The sequence below is a fragment of the Pseudoalteromonas sp. SK18 genome, assembly GCF_001974855.1.
Taxonomy (GTDB): domain Bacteria; phylum Pseudomonadota; class Gammaproteobacteria; order Enterobacterales; family Alteromonadaceae; genus Pseudoalteromonas.
The window spans coordinates 74,132-92,616 of sequence record NZ_MTQB01000003.1 but is presented as its reverse complement, the minus strand read 5'-3'; the positions used below and the strand labels follow the sequence as shown (position 1 = coordinate 92,616).

The 18,485-nt window shown below is 38.7% G+C and carries 20 protein-coding genes; 19 read left to right on the top strand and 1 reads right to left on the bottom strand.

What is annotated here, in order from left to right; translation table 11 throughout:
- The first annotated feature begins 69 nt into the window (after positions 1–69).
- The 17 genes from tssI to BW139_RS03815 all read left to right on the top strand — a co-directional run bounded on the left by tssI (position 70) and on the right by BW139_RS03815 (position 16,878).
- Entirely contained in the window at positions 70–1,923 is a 1,854-nt protein-coding gene (tssI, locus tag BW139_RS03895) for a type VI secretion system tip protein TssI/VgrG (protein WP_075170036.1), read from the top strand.
- Positions 1,923–2,282 (top strand): hypothetical protein, encoded by a 360-nt coding sequence (locus BW139_RS03890; RefSeq protein ID WP_054201386.1) that lies wholly within the window; start codon positions 1,923–1,925, stop codon positions 2,280–2,282. Before tssI ends, BW139_RS03890 begins: the two co-directional genes overlap by 1 nt.
- 38 nt (positions 2,283–2,320) lie before the next feature.
- Positions 2,321–2,611 (top strand): PAAR domain-containing protein, encoded by a 291-nt coding sequence (locus tag BW139_RS03885; protein WP_010389361.1) that lies wholly within the window; start codon positions 2,321–2,323, stop codon positions 2,609–2,611.
- A gap of 2 nt (positions 2,612–2,613) precedes the next feature.
- Complete coding sequence (locus BW139_RS03880; protein ID WP_076918754.1) at positions 2,614–3,639, top strand: hypothetical protein; 1,026 nt, start codon at positions 2,614–2,616, stop codon at positions 3,637–3,639.
- Positions 3,636–4,481: a hypothetical protein gene (locus BW139_RS03875; protein WP_076918753.1), complete on the top strand. Its 846-nt coding sequence runs from the start codon at positions 3,636–3,638 to the stop codon at positions 4,479–4,481. The genes BW139_RS03880 and BW139_RS03875 overlap by 4 nt, the downstream gene beginning before the upstream one ends.
- Complete coding sequence (locus BW139_RS03870; RefSeq protein WP_254844944.1) at positions 4,481–9,307, top strand: RHS repeat-associated core domain-containing protein; 4,827 nt, start codon at positions 4,481–4,483, stop codon at positions 9,305–9,307. The genes BW139_RS03875 and BW139_RS03870 overlap by 1 nt, the downstream gene beginning before the upstream one ends.
- A gap of 13 nt (positions 9,308–9,320) precedes the next feature.
- A complete protein-coding gene (locus tag BW139_RS03865; RefSeq protein WP_076918752.1) occupies positions 9,321–9,791 on the top strand; it encodes a hypothetical protein in 471 nt (156 codons plus the stop codon).
- A gap of 204 nt (positions 9,792–9,995) precedes the next feature.
- Entirely contained in the window at positions 9,996–10,814 is an 819-nt protein-coding gene (locus BW139_RS03860) for a TIGR02594 family protein (RefSeq protein WP_076918751.1), read from the top strand.
- The gene (locus tag BW139_RS03855) at positions 10,811–11,257 is read left to right on the top strand and encodes a hypothetical protein (RefSeq protein WP_076918750.1); all 447 of its coding nucleotides are present in this window, start codon (positions 10,811–10,813) and stop codon (positions 11,255–11,257) included. Before BW139_RS03860 ends, BW139_RS03855 begins: the two co-directional genes overlap by 4 nt.
- Positions 11,258–11,304: 47 nt before the next feature.
- Entirely contained in the window at positions 11,305–12,078 is a 774-nt protein-coding gene (locus BW139_RS03850; protein WP_076918749.1) for a ChaN family lipoprotein, read from the top strand.
- On the top strand, positions 12,072–12,659 hold the full coding sequence (locus BW139_RS03845; protein WP_076918748.1) for a sel1 repeat family protein: 588 nt from the start codon (positions 12,072–12,074) through the stop codon (positions 12,657–12,659). The genes BW139_RS03850 and BW139_RS03845 overlap by 7 nt, the downstream gene beginning before the upstream one ends.
- Positions 12,656–13,318 carry a hypothetical protein gene (locus BW139_RS03840; RefSeq protein ID WP_076918747.1) on the top strand — a complete coding sequence of 221 codons (663 nt, stop codon included), beginning with the start codon at positions 12,656–12,658 and terminating at the stop codon, positions 13,316–13,318. The genes BW139_RS03845 and BW139_RS03840 overlap by 4 nt, the downstream gene beginning before the upstream one ends.
- Before the next feature lie 30 nt (positions 13,319–13,348).
- Positions 13,349–13,615, top strand: a complete 267-nt coding sequence (locus BW139_RS03835) for a hypothetical protein (RefSeq protein ID WP_054201377.1) — start codon at positions 13,349–13,351, stop codon at positions 13,613–13,615.
- A gap of 60 nt (positions 13,616–13,675) precedes the next feature.
- Positions 13,676–14,461 (top strand): hypothetical protein, encoded by a 786-nt coding sequence (locus BW139_RS03830; RefSeq protein WP_076918746.1) that lies wholly within the window; start codon positions 13,676–13,678, stop codon positions 14,459–14,461.
- A 178-nt stretch (positions 14,462–14,639) separates the two neighbouring features.
- A complete protein-coding gene (locus BW139_RS03825; RefSeq protein WP_083708643.1) occupies positions 14,640–15,149 on the top strand; it encodes a DUF6795 domain-containing protein in 510 nt (169 codons plus the stop codon).
- Between the two features lie 37 nt (positions 15,150–15,186).
- Positions 15,187–15,684, top strand: coding sequence for a DUF6795 domain-containing protein (locus BW139_RS03820; protein WP_306295544.1), 498 nt, complete (start codon positions 15,187–15,189; stop codon positions 15,682–15,684).
- 27 nt (positions 15,685–15,711) lie between these two features.
- Positions 15,712–16,878: a lipase family protein gene (locus BW139_RS03815; RefSeq protein ID WP_076918745.1), complete on the top strand. Its 1,167-nt coding sequence runs from the start codon at positions 15,712–15,714 to the stop codon at positions 16,876–16,878.
- Positions 16,879–16,891: 13 nt separating this feature from the next.
- Here BW139_RS03815 and soxR read toward each other — a convergent pair whose 3' ends face one another.
- Positions 16,892–17,350: a redox-sensitive transcriptional activator SoxR gene (gene soxR, locus BW139_RS03810; RefSeq protein WP_010389335.1), complete on the bottom strand. Its 459-nt coding sequence runs from the start codon at positions 17,348–17,350 to the stop codon at positions 16,892–16,894.
- Positions 17,351–17,448: 98 nt separating this feature from the next.
- On the opposite strand from soxR, the gene BW139_RS03805 reads away from it, so the two are divergent.
- Complete coding sequence (locus BW139_RS03805; RefSeq protein ID WP_076918744.1) at positions 17,449–17,913, top strand: flavodoxin family protein; 465 nt, start codon at positions 17,449–17,451, stop codon at positions 17,911–17,913.
- A gap of 47 nt (positions 17,914–17,960) precedes the next feature.
- The gene (locus BW139_RS03800; RefSeq protein WP_076918743.1) at positions 17,961–18,485 is read left to right on the top strand and encodes a DsrE family protein; all 525 of its coding nucleotides are present in this window, start codon (positions 17,961–17,963) and stop codon (positions 18,483–18,485) included.

Sequence of the window (18,485 nt, the reverse complement as noted above, 5' to 3'; positions counted from 1 at the left end):
GTTACCCGATTGTAGCTCTGGGCTTATGCTCAGAGCTTTTTTTGATCTTCAGGATGGGAAAAGCAAGGAATGCAAAAAGCAACACAAGATAAAAACGTAATTCAAATTAGTACCCCTGTTGGTAAAGACGCCCTTTATTTAACGCGCTTCGTTGCACAAGAAGCCATGTCAGATTTATTTGTTATGTCGGCCAATATGTACACCATAGGCCAACAAATCGCACATGAAGATCTGGTTGGCAAACCGGTATCGATAAAGGTAAAAAATGCCGAAGGTGGGGGAGAGCGTTATTATCACGGTATTGTGAGTCAGCTTGTTTCTAACGGCAGCCGCACTGCAGACGTTGACGAACAAAAAAATTACATTGATTATCAAGCTACCATTGTGCCTTTTGCCGCTTCTATGCGTAATCGCAAGAACAGCCGCATTTTCCAAAAGAAAACAATAAAAGATATATTTGCTGATTTGTTTGGCCAACACAATGTGGCTTTTTCAGATAAAACCAGTAAAACCTACCCCAAATACGAATACTGTGTGCAATATCAAGAGTCAGATTTTGACTTTATCCAACGCTTATTGCAAAGCGAAGGTATTTTTTACTTCTTTGAGCATACAAAAAGCAACCATACATTAGTTTTGGCAGATGATATCACTGCCTATGAAACATGTGGTGAGGCTAAAGTTGTTCATTCAACTGGCCATTTAAGCGAATCTCATGTTTCGCGTTGGCAAGGCGGATTAAGCTTAGCGCCAGGCAGTTTTAAGCGTTTAGGCTACGATTTTAAACAGCCGTCGCGTTACCCTGATGCAGAGCAAGCAAATGCCGAGTTACCTACGCAATCGGTATCAGAAATTTTTGAATATACAGCAGAAGCAGAGTGTCATCCTCGCGCAGCTAATTTGGCATCTGTACAATTAGAGTCACTACAAAGAGATATGAAGCTCTCAAGCGGGCGTAGTGACTGCCGCTCATTTTCTGTTGGTAAACTGTTTAGTTTCAAAAAACATGAAGACCCACGCCTTGAAGGTAAAACCTTTGCTATTACCTCGATGATGACTTCGATTGTAGTACCAAACCAATCAGGCGCTTTACAATCATCAAGTGATGAAGTGTATTCTAACCACTTTGAATGTGTGCCAAAAGACATTCCATACAGAGCGCAAGTGAGCAAAAAGAAACCGGTTATCAATGGCGTACAAACAGCCATAGTAACGGGTGATAGCGCCGATGAAATTATGATTGACCAATATGGCCGCGTAAAGGTGCAATTTGATTGGGATCGTGAAGGTAAAAAAGATTCTAAAAGTTCATGTTGGATCCGAGTTGCACAAAACTGGGCCGGCAAAAAGTGGGGCGCATTTTTCTTCCCTCGCGTAGGACAAGAAGTTTTGGTTGATTTTATTAATGGCGACCCAGATCAACCTATTATAAGCGGTGCTGTTTATAACGCAGACTTAATGCCTCCGTACGCTTTACCGGGCGAAAAAACGCAAAGCGGTATTAAAACTCGCTCAACTAAAGAAGGTGGAGCAGATAATTTCAATGAGCTGCGCTTTGAGGATAAAAAAGGCAGCGAGCTTGTGTATATGCAAGCCGAAAAAGATAAACAGCTTTACGTTAAAAACGATCAAAACGAAAAAATAGATAACGATCGTAATGTTGAAATTCTTAATAACGACAATCTTAACGTTACAAAAAACCGTATTGCCGAAATGGGTGAAAACGACACCTTAAAAGTAGGTAAAACACTTAATATTGAAGCGGGTGACGAAATAGTGATAAAAACAGGCTCTGCGCAAATTAAAATGAGCAGTAGTGGCAATATCACTATTGAAGGTACAAACATTGATATTAAAGGCAGTAATGTAAAAGTAGATGGCAGTGCCATTACCTTATCTGCTGGTGTAATTAAGTTAAATTAATGATGGAAATAGTCAATAACTTTCAATCAGGGTTTAGAAACGGCATTGCAAATAACGGGCACGTTGTTTACTGCCGTTACGGTTTACCGCATTTAGTGTGTTTACCAATAAATAGGCCAGATGATCCATTATTAAGCCCTGCTTTAAGTCATTTAAAAGCTATGAATGGCTATTATGCACAGCAGTTTTTTATTCATTTAAGTGATTCACTTAATAGTGAAAATGTAATTTCAAATTTATATCAATATGCAACTCAAAGTACTGTTGCACTTGCTGATCACAGTAAAGATGAGCTAATTGAAGAAATTTCGCTATTAGTGACGACTAACAAGCTACTAGTTATTCCACTGTATGAATAGTATTTCATAAACAAGCAAAGATACGACAAGGAGTCAAAATGGGTAAACCCGCTGCTACAATTGGTCATATGCATGTATGCCCTAAAGTGACCGCTAAAGTGCCACATGTGGGTGGACCTATAGTTGCCGGCTCTGGCAATGTGTTAATAGGTGGCATGCCCGCGGCGCGTAAAGGCGACATGATAGTGTGTATTGGCCCGCCAGATAGCGTAAAAACAGGCTCGGGGAGCGTTAAAATTAATGGCAAACCCGCGGCCAGAATGGGCGATGATAGTGGCCACGGCGGAAAAATCGTTGTGGGCAACCCTACCGTTTTAATTGGTGGTTAACTTTGCTAGCGACCTATTTAAGTGATCATCAAGCACAATTACTACAAATTAGTAACGCTCAATTGTGCCCGTTTACGTGTGTAGGTCATGTTCGCTATTTAAGAAAAACCCTATTAGAAAGCTGCTGGGTAAACGCAAAAAACAATAATCAAAAAAATAACTTTGAATTGCCCACCACTGAGCAACTAGTCGAAATAATAACTAACACTAAAAACGATGAATTAGTTGCGCAAGCATGTATTGAAGTCATGGCAAACCTGCCACAAAATAAAAATATTATATTTATAAATGAACTGCTTAATCAGCCTACGCTGAGTGCTTTTTTTAAAATCATTATAAATAAGGTGGTTATTCAACAGCATAGCTTTAACTTAATTCGGCTATTAAATTTAAACACCTTGTTTTTTGCTTACAGTGCTGATGATGAAACTTCCCCGCAAACCCTGGTCACTATAAATCAAGTTACCAGCCTTGCGCAGCACCACGATAGACAGATATTAACGGCTATTTTTGATGCATTAAGTGAGCAAGCCCATCTATCACCCTTAATGTCGTTATTTTTGTTGTCATTAAATTTTGAGCAAGTAAATAGCTTAAGCAATCATGCCAGTAATACCTTATCGGTTGATCAAACATTGCATATTTTATTACAAAGCGGTTTTGTAAAACTGATTGTTTTAGCCAATTCTTTATTACAACAGGTAGAGCAACCCGCGTTAATTATTGCGCTAATAAGGCGCATGTTAGGTGATAAACTCGATCAGCTAGTTGAGTACGATATTCAACGACTTGCTTGGCAAGGCGATGAAAGCGCGTTAATAAATTTTCAGCAGCAGTTAAAACATAACTGGCCTAAATATGAAACCGCCATGTCGAGTTTACGATTGATTGCAGGACACCCTCTTGATGAAGTGCCTAATGCCATTTATTTATCAGCCATGGATAGCTATAGCCAAGGGGTGTTTAACTTATATCGCTATTATCAACACCTCGCTGCCAATAAAGCTCAGGACGAGGTGGTATCATGAGTGCATTTTCAATAGAGATGGTATGCTTTTCTGCCCCAAATATTAGCAGCGTAGATGCATTATTATTTGACGATAACAGTGCTGTTTTTAATGAACAGCAATGGCAGTCTTGGGATGCCTGTGTTTACGATTGCATAATTAAATCTAAAGAATTAATGGCAGAAGTCACAGACAGCACATTGCCGATGATTTGGTTACTTCCAGCGTTATCATTTCAAGATGAGCTAAAACAGTTATTAACTCAGAGCTTACAACAGTTATACCCCGATCATAGCAACGAGCTGATTTTTCATGGATCAACAGGTGCACACTCAGCTATAGCTTTGGCCGGTGAAAAAAAATGGCAAAAATTTAATGTAATTGCTTTAGATGCAACCTTTAAAGCAAATAAACAGCAGCAGTTTGTATATCAAGGTGTAGGTGGTGCGTTGGCTGTAGTTGAAATGGTGCCTTGTGGGTGGTCGCAGATAAGCCATGAAATTGCAGCATCTATTGATTTTAGCAAACATAATCAGCTAGCAGGTATGCTTACGCGATTAGCTGAACAAACAGAGAATAAGATAGATCTAATTTTTGCACCAGGAAATGGGGTAGATGATGATAGTTGGCTAAACAATTTACAGCTACTTACTAGCTTAATTGATGAGCACACATATTACGAACTACCCAATTATAAATTAGGGAAAATAGGCGCACTAGAAGGGTTGGTTAATTTGTACCAATTAACTACAAGCCCTGCAATTGTTGAGCATTTTAGTTATGCATTAATGCTTTCACAGGAGCAAGCTAAGCATCAAGGTGCAGCATCATACTTATGGATAAGTGAGGAAGTACACAGCTAATGCAAAGTAATACCGTTGTTTTACAGGGAATAAGTTACCCAATTTGCCTCGTCGCAGGTAAAGGTTCTGCGCCGTCGGGCTTTGTTGCTGTAGCAGCTAACACGCCGGAAAGTGCCAAAAATCAAATTGCGCAAGTAGGTAGCGCGCTTACTAGCGACGCCGCTAAACGTTTAGACGTTATTAACTTACTTAACCTTGCAGGAGTGAGCTGTTCGCGCGGTGCGTCAGCCCGTGAAACCGCGAGTGTATTAACCCAAGCTTTGGTTGCAGATAAAATTAGTTGTTATCACCAAAAAGCTAAGTCGGCCATTCAGGTAAGTGATAACACCAATAGCGGCGCAGCAGGTAAAAAGCCAAGTAGTAAGAGCAGTTCAACAGCCTCAGGTAAAAGTGCCTCTCAAGCGCCGGCTAAAAACAGTGGCGGTGCAAGTAATAACACCCCAAGTGAAGAACCAATCACTAAACAAGAATGCCGCTCTGATCCAGTTTCTATGCTCTCAGGTGAAGAAATACTGCCGCTTATTGACTTTACCTTAGCAGGCAGCAAACAATTAATTTGGCGACGCCTATACCGTTCATCGCATGCAGATGTATGCAGTGTAATGGGGAATGGTTGGCGACATGACTTTATGGTGCAGTTAACTGAGCACTATTTACCGCCACCTAAAGTAGGCCCAAAACAAAAAGGCACCTACTGGTTAGAATACCAAGATGAGCATGGCGCTAAACATCGTTTTGAAAAAGTAAAACCGGGGCAATCGAGCTATCAATTAAGCAGTAATTTGGCGTTGCATTACCAAACTAATGGTAAGCAAGTATTGGTAACGCCGGATGATCAGCATCTTACGTTTAAAGCTGGCGAAAACTCATGGTTGCTCGAAAAAGTTATTAACGAAAAAGGCCAAAGTATTGGCTTTTATTACGATGCGAAAGAGCGCTTGCATCGCGTTGAGGTAAATAAAGCGCGTGGCTGTATTTTAAAATATAACCCGCAAGGGTTGCTGGCAAACATTTCGGCTTACCGTACTGGCGATAACAATAAGCCAGTATTACTAACGCCGTTACTTGCGCAATATGATTATGATGAAAACAAAAACCTCGTTCGCGCGACCAATCAACAAGGTGAAACAGAGCATTATGGCTATAACGCCGCTAATTTATTAACAAAGCGTACCCGTGCCAGTGGTTTTAGCCATCATTTTGAATGGGACAGTTACTCATCAAGTGCTAAGTGTATAAAACAGTGGGGCGATAACAACACCTATACGTATCAGTTTGAATATAATTTAGACGCTGGTGAAACAACCTGTATAGATTCGCGTGGTCATAAAGAGCACTTTGTACATAACGCGCAAGGTAAGTTAGTTAAGCACACCGATCCAAATGGTAATGTGTGGCAATACGGCTATAACGCACAAGGCCAAAAAATAACGGAAATAAAGCCAGATAGTAGTGAAATAAAATACAGCTATACCCCTTATGGTCAGTTAGAATCAATAACCCAGCCAGATGGCAGTGTCACAAAATTTGCTTACAACCAATTGGGTCAGCGTGTATTAACCACTTTGCCTGACGGCCAAACAGTAACACGTAAATACAGCGTGGCGGGTTTGCTGCAAAGTGAAACCTTTGGCGACGGTCGCACCGTACTTTACAGCTATGACAAATTTGGCCAGCTAACCCAACACATAAATAAAGATGGTCAAGTCACTAAATTTGTATGGAACGAGCAAGGCGAGCTTTTAGCCAAGCACCATAATGATGAGCTTATTCGTTATAGTTACGACAGTTTAGGCCGTGTAAATGCCACCATTAATAACGCTGGTTTGCTGACTCAATATAAATACAATGAGCATGGCCAGCTTGCGCAAACTATTGCCTTTGACGAAAAAGACCCTGAAAACAAACAGCATCAACACTTTAGTTACGATGATGCAGGGCGGTTAATTAGCTCGCAAAACAGTAAGGGTGATACTACCGAGCAACACTTTGAAGGGCTAAGCCAGCCACATTGTGTTATTCAGCCCGATGGCAGTGCACTGCATTTAACTTACGATAAAGAGCGTAACTTAACCGCCATTGAGCGCAGCGACGGCCATGTATACCGCATAAATTATGACGCTAACGAAAACCCAACGCAAGTAACTGGATTTGATGGCACGCTACAGCAATATAAATACGATGCCTGCAATCGCTTAACCTCGGTCACACAAAGTGATAAACGCCATGTGAAAATAGAGCGCGATAAACTAGGGCGCGTGATTGCGCAGCATGCAAGTTTGGCAACCGATACTCACATCGTTAATAATGCCAATTACTACAACTATAACCTGCAAGGTAAAATTACTCGTGCGCACAATGCACAATCAACCTTAAAGCAGCAGTTTGATAAAGGCGGGCGGTTACTGTGTGCTGAGCAAGTACATAATCAGCAACAAGCGCACACCTTAAAGTACAGTTACGACGACTACGGCAGAAGGCAATCACTGACCTTGCCAGATTCAAGTACGCTTAAATATAGCTACAATAAATTTGGCCAGCTAAGTGCTATTCACTTACAGCAAGCCAATAGCACGGCTGTTGAACTTTCAGCGCTTAGCTATGACAGTCAAGGCAATATTCAAACGCAAAAGTTTGGTAATGATGTAACCCTTACCCAACAATTTGATGTATTTAACCGCTTAACACAGCAGCAGTTAACCCATCCTGCGCAAGCGCTTTTTGATATCTGTACGTACAATTACGACAGCGTAAACCAACTGATTTCGCGTAAAGAGCAAGGCGTTAGCAGCCATAACATTAATTTTGAGTACAACAGCCTTGGCCAGTTAATTCAGCAAAATCTAGCCTGTAGTGAAAACACAAAAACTACCCAATACCAGTGGGATAGTTTTGGTAACCCAGTTAGCCAATCAAAAATTCAAAATAACGAATTAGCCGAACAACAAGCTACTCAGCACAATGATGAGAGCGATGCTAGTTACGCCAGTAATAAGATTGAAAGCAGTCAGTCAGAAAGCACATGTAATGTAATTCATAGTGAATATAACGATTCAAATGCAGCAACCGCAGCCAATGATTTAAGTGATAATGATGATGTTATCACAGGCATCACTGATGCAGACCGTTTAACCCACTTTGGGGACAGCGACTTTCATTATGATGAATTTGGTAACCAAATACGCGAAACCGGTAAAGGCATAAAAACCCGCCGTGAATATAACGCATTTAATCAGCTAAGTTGTTTTAATAACAACGGTACGCTTACTCAATACGACTACGACTCACTGGGGCGTCGTATCGCCAAGCACACCGAGCAGGGAAAAATTGACTACATTTGGGATAACGACCAGCTAATTGGCGAATACCAACAGGGTGAATATACCTGGTATATCACCCTACCAAATCAATTTCACCCAATAGCATTGATTAAAAAAGGCGAGGTGTACTACTACCACCTAGACCAGCTCAACACCCCACGTTTTGTGACAAATTACAAGGCAGAAGTGGTATGGGAAAACCAAGCCGATGTGTATGGTTATGAAGAACCAGAAGCCGAGTCTGGCAATAATAAAGAAAACACTTTCACTCAGCCAATTCGTTTTCAGGGTCAGTATTTAGATGAAGAGAGTGGCCTACATTACAACCGCTATCGCTACTACAGCCCCAAACAACAAAGATTTATAAACCAAGACCCAATTGGTTTAATAGGTGGAATCAACCATTATCAATATGCACCGAACCCAGTTAATTGGGTGGATCCGTTTGGGTTGATGTGTAAAGAAGGTGAAGTCTCACTGAAAGAGGCGTTGAATAACAGTACTCAATTAGGGGGTATTACACCTGAACTTTCAGAGCAGTTATTACAAGCTGCTTATGACGGGCAATTAACTCCAAAAGAAATTAAAAATAGTTTAATAGAAGATAGCTCTCATAAGCTTATTAAAAAAGTAAATGATGCCAAGCCTGAGTATTCTATAGAGGGTCCTAGTTCTTTAGCAGATGTTCTTGATAAGTTAGAGCTGGCGAAACAGAGAATTGATGATAATGGCGGTTATGTTCCTAAATACTCAGATGATGAATTGCGTTCAATGGCATCATCGGGGCAACCTCCAACGGATAGGTTCGTTGTTAGGTTTTCCACAGCTCCTAAAAATAATGAAACTAAGGAAGTAATTATACCTGAATTGAATGAAGGGCCTGTTGGTCATTTACGAGAGTCTTCAGGCCGCCATCCTCTCTGGATGAGTACTTTTGATCAAATAGAATATGCTGATAGTGATCCTAAAATAATTGCTGATGTGTTTGGCACCAATTATGATCCCAACCAAGATTATGTTTTATATGTTATAGACAGAGGAGAAGATCACGAACAGAATGGTTCTGATGTTTTTGTACCTACTTTTTCAAATATAAAAGAAAAGTTAAAAATTGAGTTCGCAGGTGAACTAGATCCACATCTAGTTGATAAAGTTATGACGCCGGAATATTCTGAGAAATTTAGAAAGCATTGGTCTGACTTCAATACACATCTTTCCGATAGGGGATTACATTGGACTGAAAGTTTTAAAGAGGATAGAGCTCAAGCCTTTGCTGTTGAGCACTTCTCAGATTCTGGTCAAGCAGATGAGTTTTTAACTAGGCAGGTGATCTTATCTGAGATCGGTGCTTGGGAAGTCTTCACAGGGGATGGTTTAACTGAAATGAAGTCGAAACAAGGTAAACCTGGTGCACTTGAAACTCTTGAGATTCAGCATAGCCCAGTGTCAGTGAAAGAGTTGATAGCACAGAAAAAAATATTAGAAATACCATTAAAACATAGCTAGTTACCGGATTAATATGAAACAGTTTAGTTTAGTAAACACAGAAAAAGAAAGACTTAAATATAAGCATGTGAAGTTGATACCACAAAATAAAAGTGGCAATGACTTTTTTGATCTGTATTTAAGTAAAGAGCATATAATTATCTATATTTACTCGATAAATAAGCTTGATATATTAGAAAATCAAATTGAAATTCCAATCGATGCTGTTGAATGGCTTGAAAATACTATCGTCAACGGCTTCTGGAAAAAACCAACAGATGGTGGTTTACCAAAAAATCAACACGCGGTTTCCAAAGTCTTTAAAAATGAAGAAATTCTAATTAGTCGTAGCTCAAATGCAGGCACCTATGAAAAAGGAGGCTTTAATATTAGAAATAAAGCCAGAAGCTCATATATCCTCTCATCTAGGCCACAATCTATCCAGATAACTGATGATGTAGTTAAATTACATCTTTTAAAATTTTTTAGAGAGATTTTATTGTAGGTCATTAATTTTAAAGTGATTTAAAATGCAATAATTGGAGTGAATGTTTTTGTAAATTAGTTAAATCTGAACTTGTAATTTTAAGCCAAAAGAAAACTAGTGGAGTCAGGCCTTGTCTTATCAATAAAATATGAAATGGCTTTGATGAGTGGATGCTAGAGATACTCAATCACGTAAAAAAATAATATTAAAAAGGATTTAAAAATGTCATCAATAAGAATAACTCAATCTGTTGGATTGGGCGGCACTAATAGTTTAAACGATGTGAAGACTGTACAAACCGCGTTGAATAAATTACTAAAACTTATCCCGCCTACACAGGCTTTAATTGTGGATGGTCGCTTAAACCCTCGCCCAGAGAGCTCAAAAACGATTGCCGCCATTAAATTATTTCAAAGTAAAGTATTAAACATGGTTCGTCCTGATGGGAAAATAGATCCTAATGGACGTACTCATCGAAAAATCAATGAAAAATTAATAAGTCAGGCTGCAATTAGCAGTGTAACTACTGCACTAAAAATGCCTGCATCAAATGCATTTTGGATGAAAACGGCTATCGCAGAGGTTGGTGAGGCTGAAATTCCGGGTATAAAAGCAAATCCACAAATTTTGGAATACTTTAAAGCATCAAAATTCTGGGGTAGTGATGATAGCGGTGGTCAAAATGCATGGTGCGGCTCTTTTGTTGCTTGGGTTATGCTGCAGAATAATATGGAGCCTGTTAAAAATGCTTTTAGAGCAAAAGAATGGGCGAGTTTTGGCAAGCCTCTTGCTAAGCCAGTTTTCGGTGCTATAGGCATCAAATCTCGAAAGGGAGGAGGTCATGTTGCTTTTGTCGTAGGTCAAAGTGCTGATGGAAATTACTTATATATGCTTGGAGGTAATCAAAGTAACAGTGTTAATGTTGCAAAGTATAAAAAAGAATTGTGGGATGATTTTGTAGTGCCTGCTAATTTTGACCCTTCATCAGCAAGTTTACCTATTTATACTCAAAAAGCATCTGTTGCTGGGAGTGAAGCATGATAAAAAAAATACTTGTCATTCTTTTTGTTTTATTTGCTTCAACTCATATTGTTTATGCCAAAAGTGCTGAACTTTTGGAATTGAAAGGCTTTAAAGAAGCAATTAAAAATGTGCATTATTTGGCTAAAGTCAAAATCACAAATGTTGAAATTTTCCAGGATGAGGATGAATCTGAAAAACACGTTTACTCTGCTGAAGTGCTAGCAACATACAAAGGTAAATCTCATAAAAAGCTAAGCTATGAGATGTTTGTGGAGAAAGGTGAAGATATTGTTTTTAACTCTGCTTCAATTTATGTAGCACTTTGTTTAGATGAAAAGGGAACATACTATTGGCCAGGCACAGGCTCTGAATTTAAACCTTCATTAGTTATTGATACATGGCTAACTGAAAATAAAAGTAATGTGGAAAAAGTAAGCACTAACGTAGGTTGGTGTGAATAGTGCTATCCAGTAATTATAAAAGTTAAATAAGCTTATATGGAAATAAAATGAATAAAATAAACATGGATGTAAATTACAGAACAATGGCCGGTAATGCGCGTTTAGTTATGCTAGGCGAATCGAGCCATAGTGCTGCTGGCTATAAATATGAGGCTATAAAAGCTATTAGGCAGTTAAAGGCTGCGGGTTTTACACATTTTGCTATAGAAATGCTGCCTAGCTCGATGCAGGAAAAAATTGAACTTTATCAACGAACAGGTAAAGGCTTTAACATAATACAGCAATATTTTGATAAATATTGGACACATGGTGATTTTACTCCTCAAGCCTATGGTGAGCTGGTAAAGGCGGCTCGCAATGCAGGAATGAAGATAGTTGCATTGGATGTTTCTGTAGAAACCATGGAAGTAATGGATAGTGTATGCCCATCGACAAAAGCCGTGACTGGAGAATGTTTTGACGCGCATACATTTAGAAACGATCTTTGGGCTCACAATTTAGCTACAATCCTCAAGAGATCTAAGCAGAATAAAATTGTTGCTTTTATGAGTCGATGGCACGCAGTTAAGAATTTAAAGTATCAAATAGGTATTGATTCTTTAATTAAAGAGCACGGTATTCAAAATGTTCGTTTTATTGATTTTATTGGTGGCTTATCTTGTTACAGCGACAGGCCGTGTAAGGGGATGTCTAGCCAACAAGAGACTTTGAAAGGACAATACTTTTACAAAGAGGGCTTTCCGTATGAAAGTACGGTTAAATCATTTCAAGTCCACCTTCCAGAAAAGCGTATTAATAATGATGGATCATTCCAATGGTAAAACCACTAGTGACACTTGTGTTAGCAATTAGTTTTTTTACTTTTACGGATGTTAAAGCATCTATGTTTCCGAATATTGATATTAATGATCCGAACTTAACCGTTGAAACTGCAGCTAAGCAATGCGAAAAAAGCTATATGCATGCACCTAACAAATTGGAAGAATGGTGTGAAAAAGCTTACGAAATGGGTCACTTAGAGTCCTTGTATTATATTGGTATGTATACTGGGGATGGTTCTCGTTATTTGAATGAATTAAATACTCGAATTGAACAAGGTGAAGCTAATGCTATTAACACATTAGCTTGGTTATACCAGAGCGGCCGTTTAGTTAAAAAAGATTTAAGTGAAGCTTCACGCTTATATAAGCTTTATCTAGAACAAGAAAATAACCAAGCAATTACACTTAAAACTTCTACACATTTTGAGTTAGCCACAATTTATAGAAAGCTGAGTATGTGGGATGAAGTAATAACTCATACTCAATATGTAATTGATAATGCAAAAAGAGAGGGTCGTAGGGAGCTTGCACAGAGATGGCGAGATGAGGCTGAAACATCCTTGAAAGAAAGTAATTTGTGAGTTTTTCACGCGTATATAGCTTTTCACTTGGAAGTCATGTGACAAAGTATTTATTAATTAGTTCACTGTTTACTTTTAACTTAATTAGTAATGCCGCTGGCCCTCGATGGGATAATTCAATAGATATAAATGCTCCAGATTTGACTGTATTAGCTGCCGCAGAGCAGTGCCATAAAAGCTTAATTAACGCGCCTGAGTATCTTGAAGAGTGGTGTGAAAAAGCTTATGAAATGGGATACTGGAAGGCACTGGTTACACTAAGCCTCCATAATGGAGATGGAACTCGATTATTAGAGGAGGCCAAAAAGCGGGTTGCGGCAAAAGAGCCAAAAGCTTATTCAACTTTAGCTTGGTTATATGGCAGTGGTATGTTTGTGGAGCAAGATATTAATTATGCTATTTCCCTTTACAAAGAATTTTTAGCATTAGATGCAGAATTGCCAAATTCGTTAGTTGCGGCTGCGCACTTTAAGTTAGCAAACTTATATGAATCGCAGCAGAATTGGCTTGCAGTAAATGAGCATGCACAATATGTTATTGACCACAGCCCTTTAGCTTATGATAAAGAACGAGCTGTTGATTTGTTAGAGTTAGCTAAAAAAGAAATTTTGATTAAGAATAAATCATTGAATAAAAACAAATACAAAAAGGAGCTATAAACGCCAAAGTTAAGGCGCTATAGAATTATTATGGAACAACAACACCAACACACATTAACCAACCTTGTATACGATATTTACGAGGATCCAACTAAAATTGAAGAGCATCAAGAGCTTATTCAACCATTATTGAGCGATTTAGTCGCAACTGCGCCTGCGGGTTTTGAAGGCATGGCGACGATGATTAATACTCACATATCAAACGGGTTTAAGTTTAAAAACCCTAAAATACAAAAGTTTGAGCTTGAGTCGGGCTTATTAAAGCTTAAAACCTACCTGCAAAAAATAAACCTTTAATTAGTTTCGAAATTGCCAATACTCTCGGCGTAGTGTGTTGGCTGTAATCAAGGATGATAAATGACTCTTATAAACACCTGCATTTTAATGCTGTTTTTACAGCCATTATTTGTTTATTTAGCACTTTTTAAACAGTCAAAATATAGCGTTGAGCCAAAAAACTCGTTAGATAATGAAGATTCAATGTTTTTATTTATCGCCCCTGGCTTATCGGTTTTTTACCTTGATCAGTTTTGGGTCGCGCTGCTTTATTTAGGTAGTGTGTGCTTGTTGGGTGTATTGCTAGCTAAAATTGTAGAAAGTAAGGCAAACAAGCGATTGACCAGAGATGATTCAATAGGCTTTATGGTCGCCAGTTTTATCTTTTTTGGAATAATAAAGTTAATAATTGTTGCGGCTGCGTATTTTTTTACCGATGACGCTTCAAGCGCGATAACAGAAGATTTAAGCCCAGCTAAAGAGCCCTCATTGACGATTAGCCAAATGTTTAGTGTGGATTATTTGTATAGCCAGTTTAAGCCTACGGTTTATTTTTTAGCATTAATGGTCGTGACCTTAGTGCTCAAAATTATTGAGTACAAGTTTTCTTTAAAGGAGGCGCTTTCAGGCATACTTATTATGCTAAGCGCTATATTAGTCGGTATTTCCCCACTATTTGGCGAAGCTTATATATTAGGCTTAATTGCTAACTTTTTTATTTTTTTTATAGTGTGCTCTTCATGTATTGAAATAGACAAAATAGGGGATGCATCGGGTGGCGCTATTGCTATTTTATATGGCTATATATTAATGATGGGACTTGGGTTTAGCATTATATGTAAGCTGGTTTATGAAGTGTTTTTTTAGGGAAAGATTTATTGCTTGTTTTTTGCTCTAAATGCTTGCAGTGCGCTTTGTACCCAATTAGAATAAATTTTAGTTGAAATGGCAATGTCATTAACGCTGATAGTTAAGAGTTTAAAACGTCATTAAATAGCAATACGACACGTGTATTTTGAGTTTAATAGTTGGGAGCTTGTATATTTTGTTATCACGTTTTAAAGCTCACATTTTGGTAATTATATCTATTGCTATTATTTTTACTACAACACAGGCTTATGCAGATATATTTGGTTTTTTTAATAAGCAGGATTTTGTTTTATCGGCTCCGATGAAGGGGCAATTATTAGATAAAGGGCAGCCTGTTGCAAATGCTAAGGTTGTACGTGCGCTTACTTATGGTGATGAATATAAAGATGAAGCAATAACCGATGATAATGGTTTTTTTACCTTCACAGAAAAATCTATAAAAACGAGTAAGCCTGCAAACATGTTTGATAATGAATCACTGGTTCAACATGTTTATTTAGAAAATGGTACGCCTGAGGGCGTTGTTCTTTGGTACATAACCGTGTCTATGCACGATGGGAGTGATACCCTAAAAAGCTTACTCGCTGACTTAGAGTGTGATATTGCCAAAGACCCACAAACATACGACATACCTATAGAAGAAGCGCCAGAGAACTTCTTTACGGTATATGGTGCATGCATTTGATTTATTGGAGATTATATTTTTGATGGAGCGGTTTAAGTTGCCATTACTCATTGTAGTTGTGGCTATTCTAATTTTATTTACTACAACACAGGTTTTTGCAAATATGTTTGGTTTTTTTAGTAAGGAAGATTTTGTGTTATCAGCTCCAGTTGAAGGGCGTTTGCTTTTTGACGAGCAACCTGTTGCTGGTAAAAAGGTATTTCGTAGACTAAATTATGGCGATGAATATATTGATGAAGTAACAACAAGTAGTGATGGTCGTTTCTCTTTCCCTAAAAAAGTTATCAAAACATCAAAGCCATCAAACATGTTCGACAACGAATCTGTTATACAACACATATACACATTAGATGAGAATGCAAAGGAAGTTACTATTTGGGCTGTTAGGCTATTTCCTTATGAGCATAAAGATACGCTAACCAAATACTTAAGTAATTTGGTTTGTGATATCGCAAATGAGCCAGAAACATTTGATATAGCTGCTAAAGATAATAAGCAGCATACATTTGCAGTTTTTACCACCTGCAAGCTCTAACGTTTAAAACCAATAAAAGGATTTAAAATGAATACGTTAACACCTACTCAGGCAGTCCAATTAGCTTCACTTGCTTATGATGCTAAAGAATTAAAAAATACAAAACTATTAAATGGGCTATTGCATGCATCCTTGCGAGATCAGTTTGATTTTTCTATCAATAATAGATCCATACAAGGTGTGTCAGGCGGGTTTTTCTCTCATTTATTTGGTTTAAGTACTGGGTTTGGCCTTGTTGCACACGGTAAAAATTCATTTCAAGGTGATTCAGTAATCACTATTCGTGGGACGGCTTCTCTTAGAGATGGCCTAACAGATGCACATTTTGGGTTAAGCGGTGGCTCTAACGGCAGTATGGTACATGCTGGGTTTAATAAAACCTTTTATAGTATGAAACCTGCACTACAAGAATTCGTCGCGGCTAACATTCGAGACAAAATAACCGGCTGTGTTCATATTGTTGGCCACAGTTTAGGTGGGGCACTGGCTACGCTTTCTGCTGATTGGATAAAAGCAGAGTATTCGTTACCCGTTAAATTATATACATTTGGCTCGCCAAGAGTGGGGCTTGATAACTTTTCACGCGCTGCTACTTCTCGTATTGATAAAATATACCGCTGTACACACGGTGCTGATCCGGTTACAAAAGTGCCTTTGTGGCCATTTTCACATGCGCCCTACAATGGCCAAGAAATTCGTCTTGATAATGGTCAGGGCCTTAAAGGCGCAGCACACAAGTTAAGTGGTACGCCAGGCTATGTTAATACTGCAAACAGTAATGATTGGGGCAATTTAACTGTAAAAGCAAACCACTTTTTAAGCACGCCAGTACGCTTAAAGTTTGAAGACAGAAACCAAGCTTCATTTAGTTCACACTGGGCAGATAAACTGGGCGCTGCGTTAGTTACCTTATTAAAAGATTCGGGTTACTACAGTGCTGTTGCGGCACAAGCAGCCATAGGTACAGGCTTAACTTTTTACGATATGCTCGCGCGAACGCTTGATAAAATAGCCAAAGCGTCAGCCTCATTTGCAACGCAAACCTTAGGTTTACTCGGCCACATGCTAGTGTTTGCTGGCAAAGTTATTAGTAAAGCCGTAGAGCTGACTTACAGTTTTATTAAATCGGTATTTGACTCAACTCTAGGGGCATTATATCGCGCTGCCCGAGAAGGCTTAAATGGTCTAGATTAAGGTTTTATAAGCCTTAATCTCGCTCTAACAAAATGGCACCACTTTGGGTTTCACCTAAGTGGTCGTCTTTGTTATAAATAGGGCACTTACTCATTGATAAACACCCACAGCCAATACAGCCATCAACCCGTTCACGTAAACGTTGCATATAAGCAATACGCTCATCAAGTTTCTTTTGCCATTGTTTTGAGAGTGCAGACCAGTCTTTTTGTGTTGGTGTACGCTGCTCTGGTAACGTTGCCAGAGTTTGTTTAATTTCTTCGAGCGTGATCCCCATCGCTTGTGCTGCTTTTATAACTGCTACTCGCCTTAGTACATCTGGTTTAAAACGCCGTTGATTGCCACTGTTTCGCCAACTGCGTATTAGCCCTTTATTTTCGTAAAAGTGCAGTGTAGATACCTTAACGCCACTGCGTTTAGCGACAAACCCAACCGTTAAGTTGGCTTCAGTAAGCTTTTTTTGTACCGCCATCACTTTAATTCCTTTTAAAAATTAAATTATTTCTTATTGACCTGAACTTAACTTGAGGTTTTAAGCTTTGCTCTATCATAAGAAAAGGAGCTAGCCCAATGCAAGAAAAATCAGCACACAATATCGCAATCATATATTCAAGTGGACGTAAAAATGGCAACACTACCGCGCAAGTTAATGCCTATAGTAAGCAACAAAGCAGCATTATTTTTTGCTTAGATGATTATGTTATTTCACCTTATCGCTACGATAAGCAGTATCACAATGATGATTTTTATAATTTGTTTGAAGTGTTACTTCGTTACGAACATTGGGTGTTCGCATCGCCTGTGTACTGGTATAACACCACGCCAAAAATGAAAGCATTTATAGATAGGATCACAGATTACATGGATGATGAGGCGTTAAAACCGAAGCTTAGAACTTTACGTCAAAAACAGTTTTCACTGTTGTCTAATGCTGCATCTCCCTCTGCGCCAGACGCATTTATCGATATGTTTAAACATACCTTTAATTATTTAGGAATGACTTTCAAAGCACATTCACATGTTCAGGCTAGTTAATCACGTTAAATAGCGTTAGGCTAAACAAAAAGTAAAAAGGATGATGTATGAAAACGTTACTTATTGGCTCAAGCTTACTTTTGGCTAGCTTTAGTACTCTTGCTGCAGAGCCTGCGCCTGTTATTAAAGACTATGGTTATTTTTATAATGTGCCCGAGCATGTGTCTGATTTAAACCAAGCACAGTTCAAGATAGCTTTTGATGTAGGTAAAGGCGCTGAAAAGGGCGTGCAAAATAATCATATTAATTCGTTAGCGCGATTTATTAATATGCATGTGGCTCACGGCGTAAAACCAGAAAATATTCAGCTTGCGCTGGTGGTACACGGTGGAGCCAGCGTTGATGTACTTCAAAACAGCGTGTATAAAGCACGATTTGATGTTGATAACAAAACCGAATCTTTAATTAAACAGCTGCTTGCTAATAACACGCAGGTATATTTATGCGGGCAGTCGGCAATGCATATGAAGGTAGCAGCAGATCAGCTTATACCTGGGGTGAAAATGGCGCTTTCAGCGATGACAGCCCACGCCCAGTTACAGCAACAAGGCTATACATTGAATCCGTTTTAA

Bases quoted from the DNA above. Each gene is read 5' to 3' on its own strand.
- tssI (WP_075170036.1), top strand. From the start codon at position 70: ATGCAAAAAGCAACACAAGATAAAAACGTAATTCAAATTAGTACCCCT.
- BW139_RS03890 (WP_054201386.1), top strand. From the start codon at position 1,923: ATGATGGAAATAGTCAATAACTTTCAATCAGGGTTTAGAAACGGCATT.
- BW139_RS03885 (WP_010389361.1), top strand. From the start codon at position 2,321: ATGGGTAAACCCGCTGCTACAATTGGTCATATGCATGTATGCCCTAAA.
- BW139_RS03875 (WP_076918753.1), top strand. From the start codon at position 3,636: ATGAGTGCATTTTCAATAGAGATGGTATGCTTTTCTGCCCCAAATATT.
- BW139_RS03870 (WP_254844944.1), top strand. From the start codon at position 4,481: ATGCAAAGTAATACCGTTGTTTTACAGGGAATAAGTTACCCAATTTGC.
- BW139_RS03865 (WP_076918752.1), top strand. From the start codon at position 9,321: ATGAAACAGTTTAGTTTAGTAAACACAGAAAAAGAAAGACTTAAATAT.
- BW139_RS03860 (WP_076918751.1), top strand. From the start codon at position 9,996: ATGTCATCAATAAGAATAACTCAATCTGTTGGATTGGGCGGCACTAAT.
- BW139_RS03855 (WP_076918750.1), top strand. From the start codon at position 10,811: ATGATAAAAAAAATACTTGTCATTCTTTTTGTTTTATTTGCTTCAACT.
- BW139_RS03850 (WP_076918749.1), top strand. From the start codon at position 11,305: ATGAATAAAATAAACATGGATGTAAATTACAGAACAATGGCCGGTAAT.
- BW139_RS03845 (WP_076918748.1), top strand. From the start codon at position 12,072: ATGGTAAAACCACTAGTGACACTTGTGTTAGCAATTAGTTTTTTTACT.
- BW139_RS03835 (WP_054201377.1), top strand. From the start codon at position 13,349: ATGGAACAACAACACCAACACACATTAACCAACCTTGTATACGATATT.
- BW139_RS03830 (WP_076918746.1), top strand. From the start codon at position 13,676: ATGACTCTTATAAACACCTGCATTTTAATGCTGTTTTTACAGCCATTA.
- BW139_RS03815 (WP_076918745.1), top strand. From the start codon at position 15,712: ATGAATACGTTAACACCTACTCAGGCAGTCCAATTAGCTTCACTTGCT.
- soxR (WP_010389335.1), bottom strand. From the start codon at position 17,350: ATGGCGGTACAAAAAAAGCTTACTGAAGCCAACTTAACGGTTGGGTTT.
- BW139_RS03805 (WP_076918744.1), top strand. From the start codon at position 17,449: ATGCAAGAAAAATCAGCACACAATATCGCAATCATATATTCAAGTGGA.
- BW139_RS03800 (WP_076918743.1), top strand. From the start codon at position 17,961: ATGAAAACGTTACTTATTGGCTCAAGCTTACTTTTGGCTAGCTTTAGT.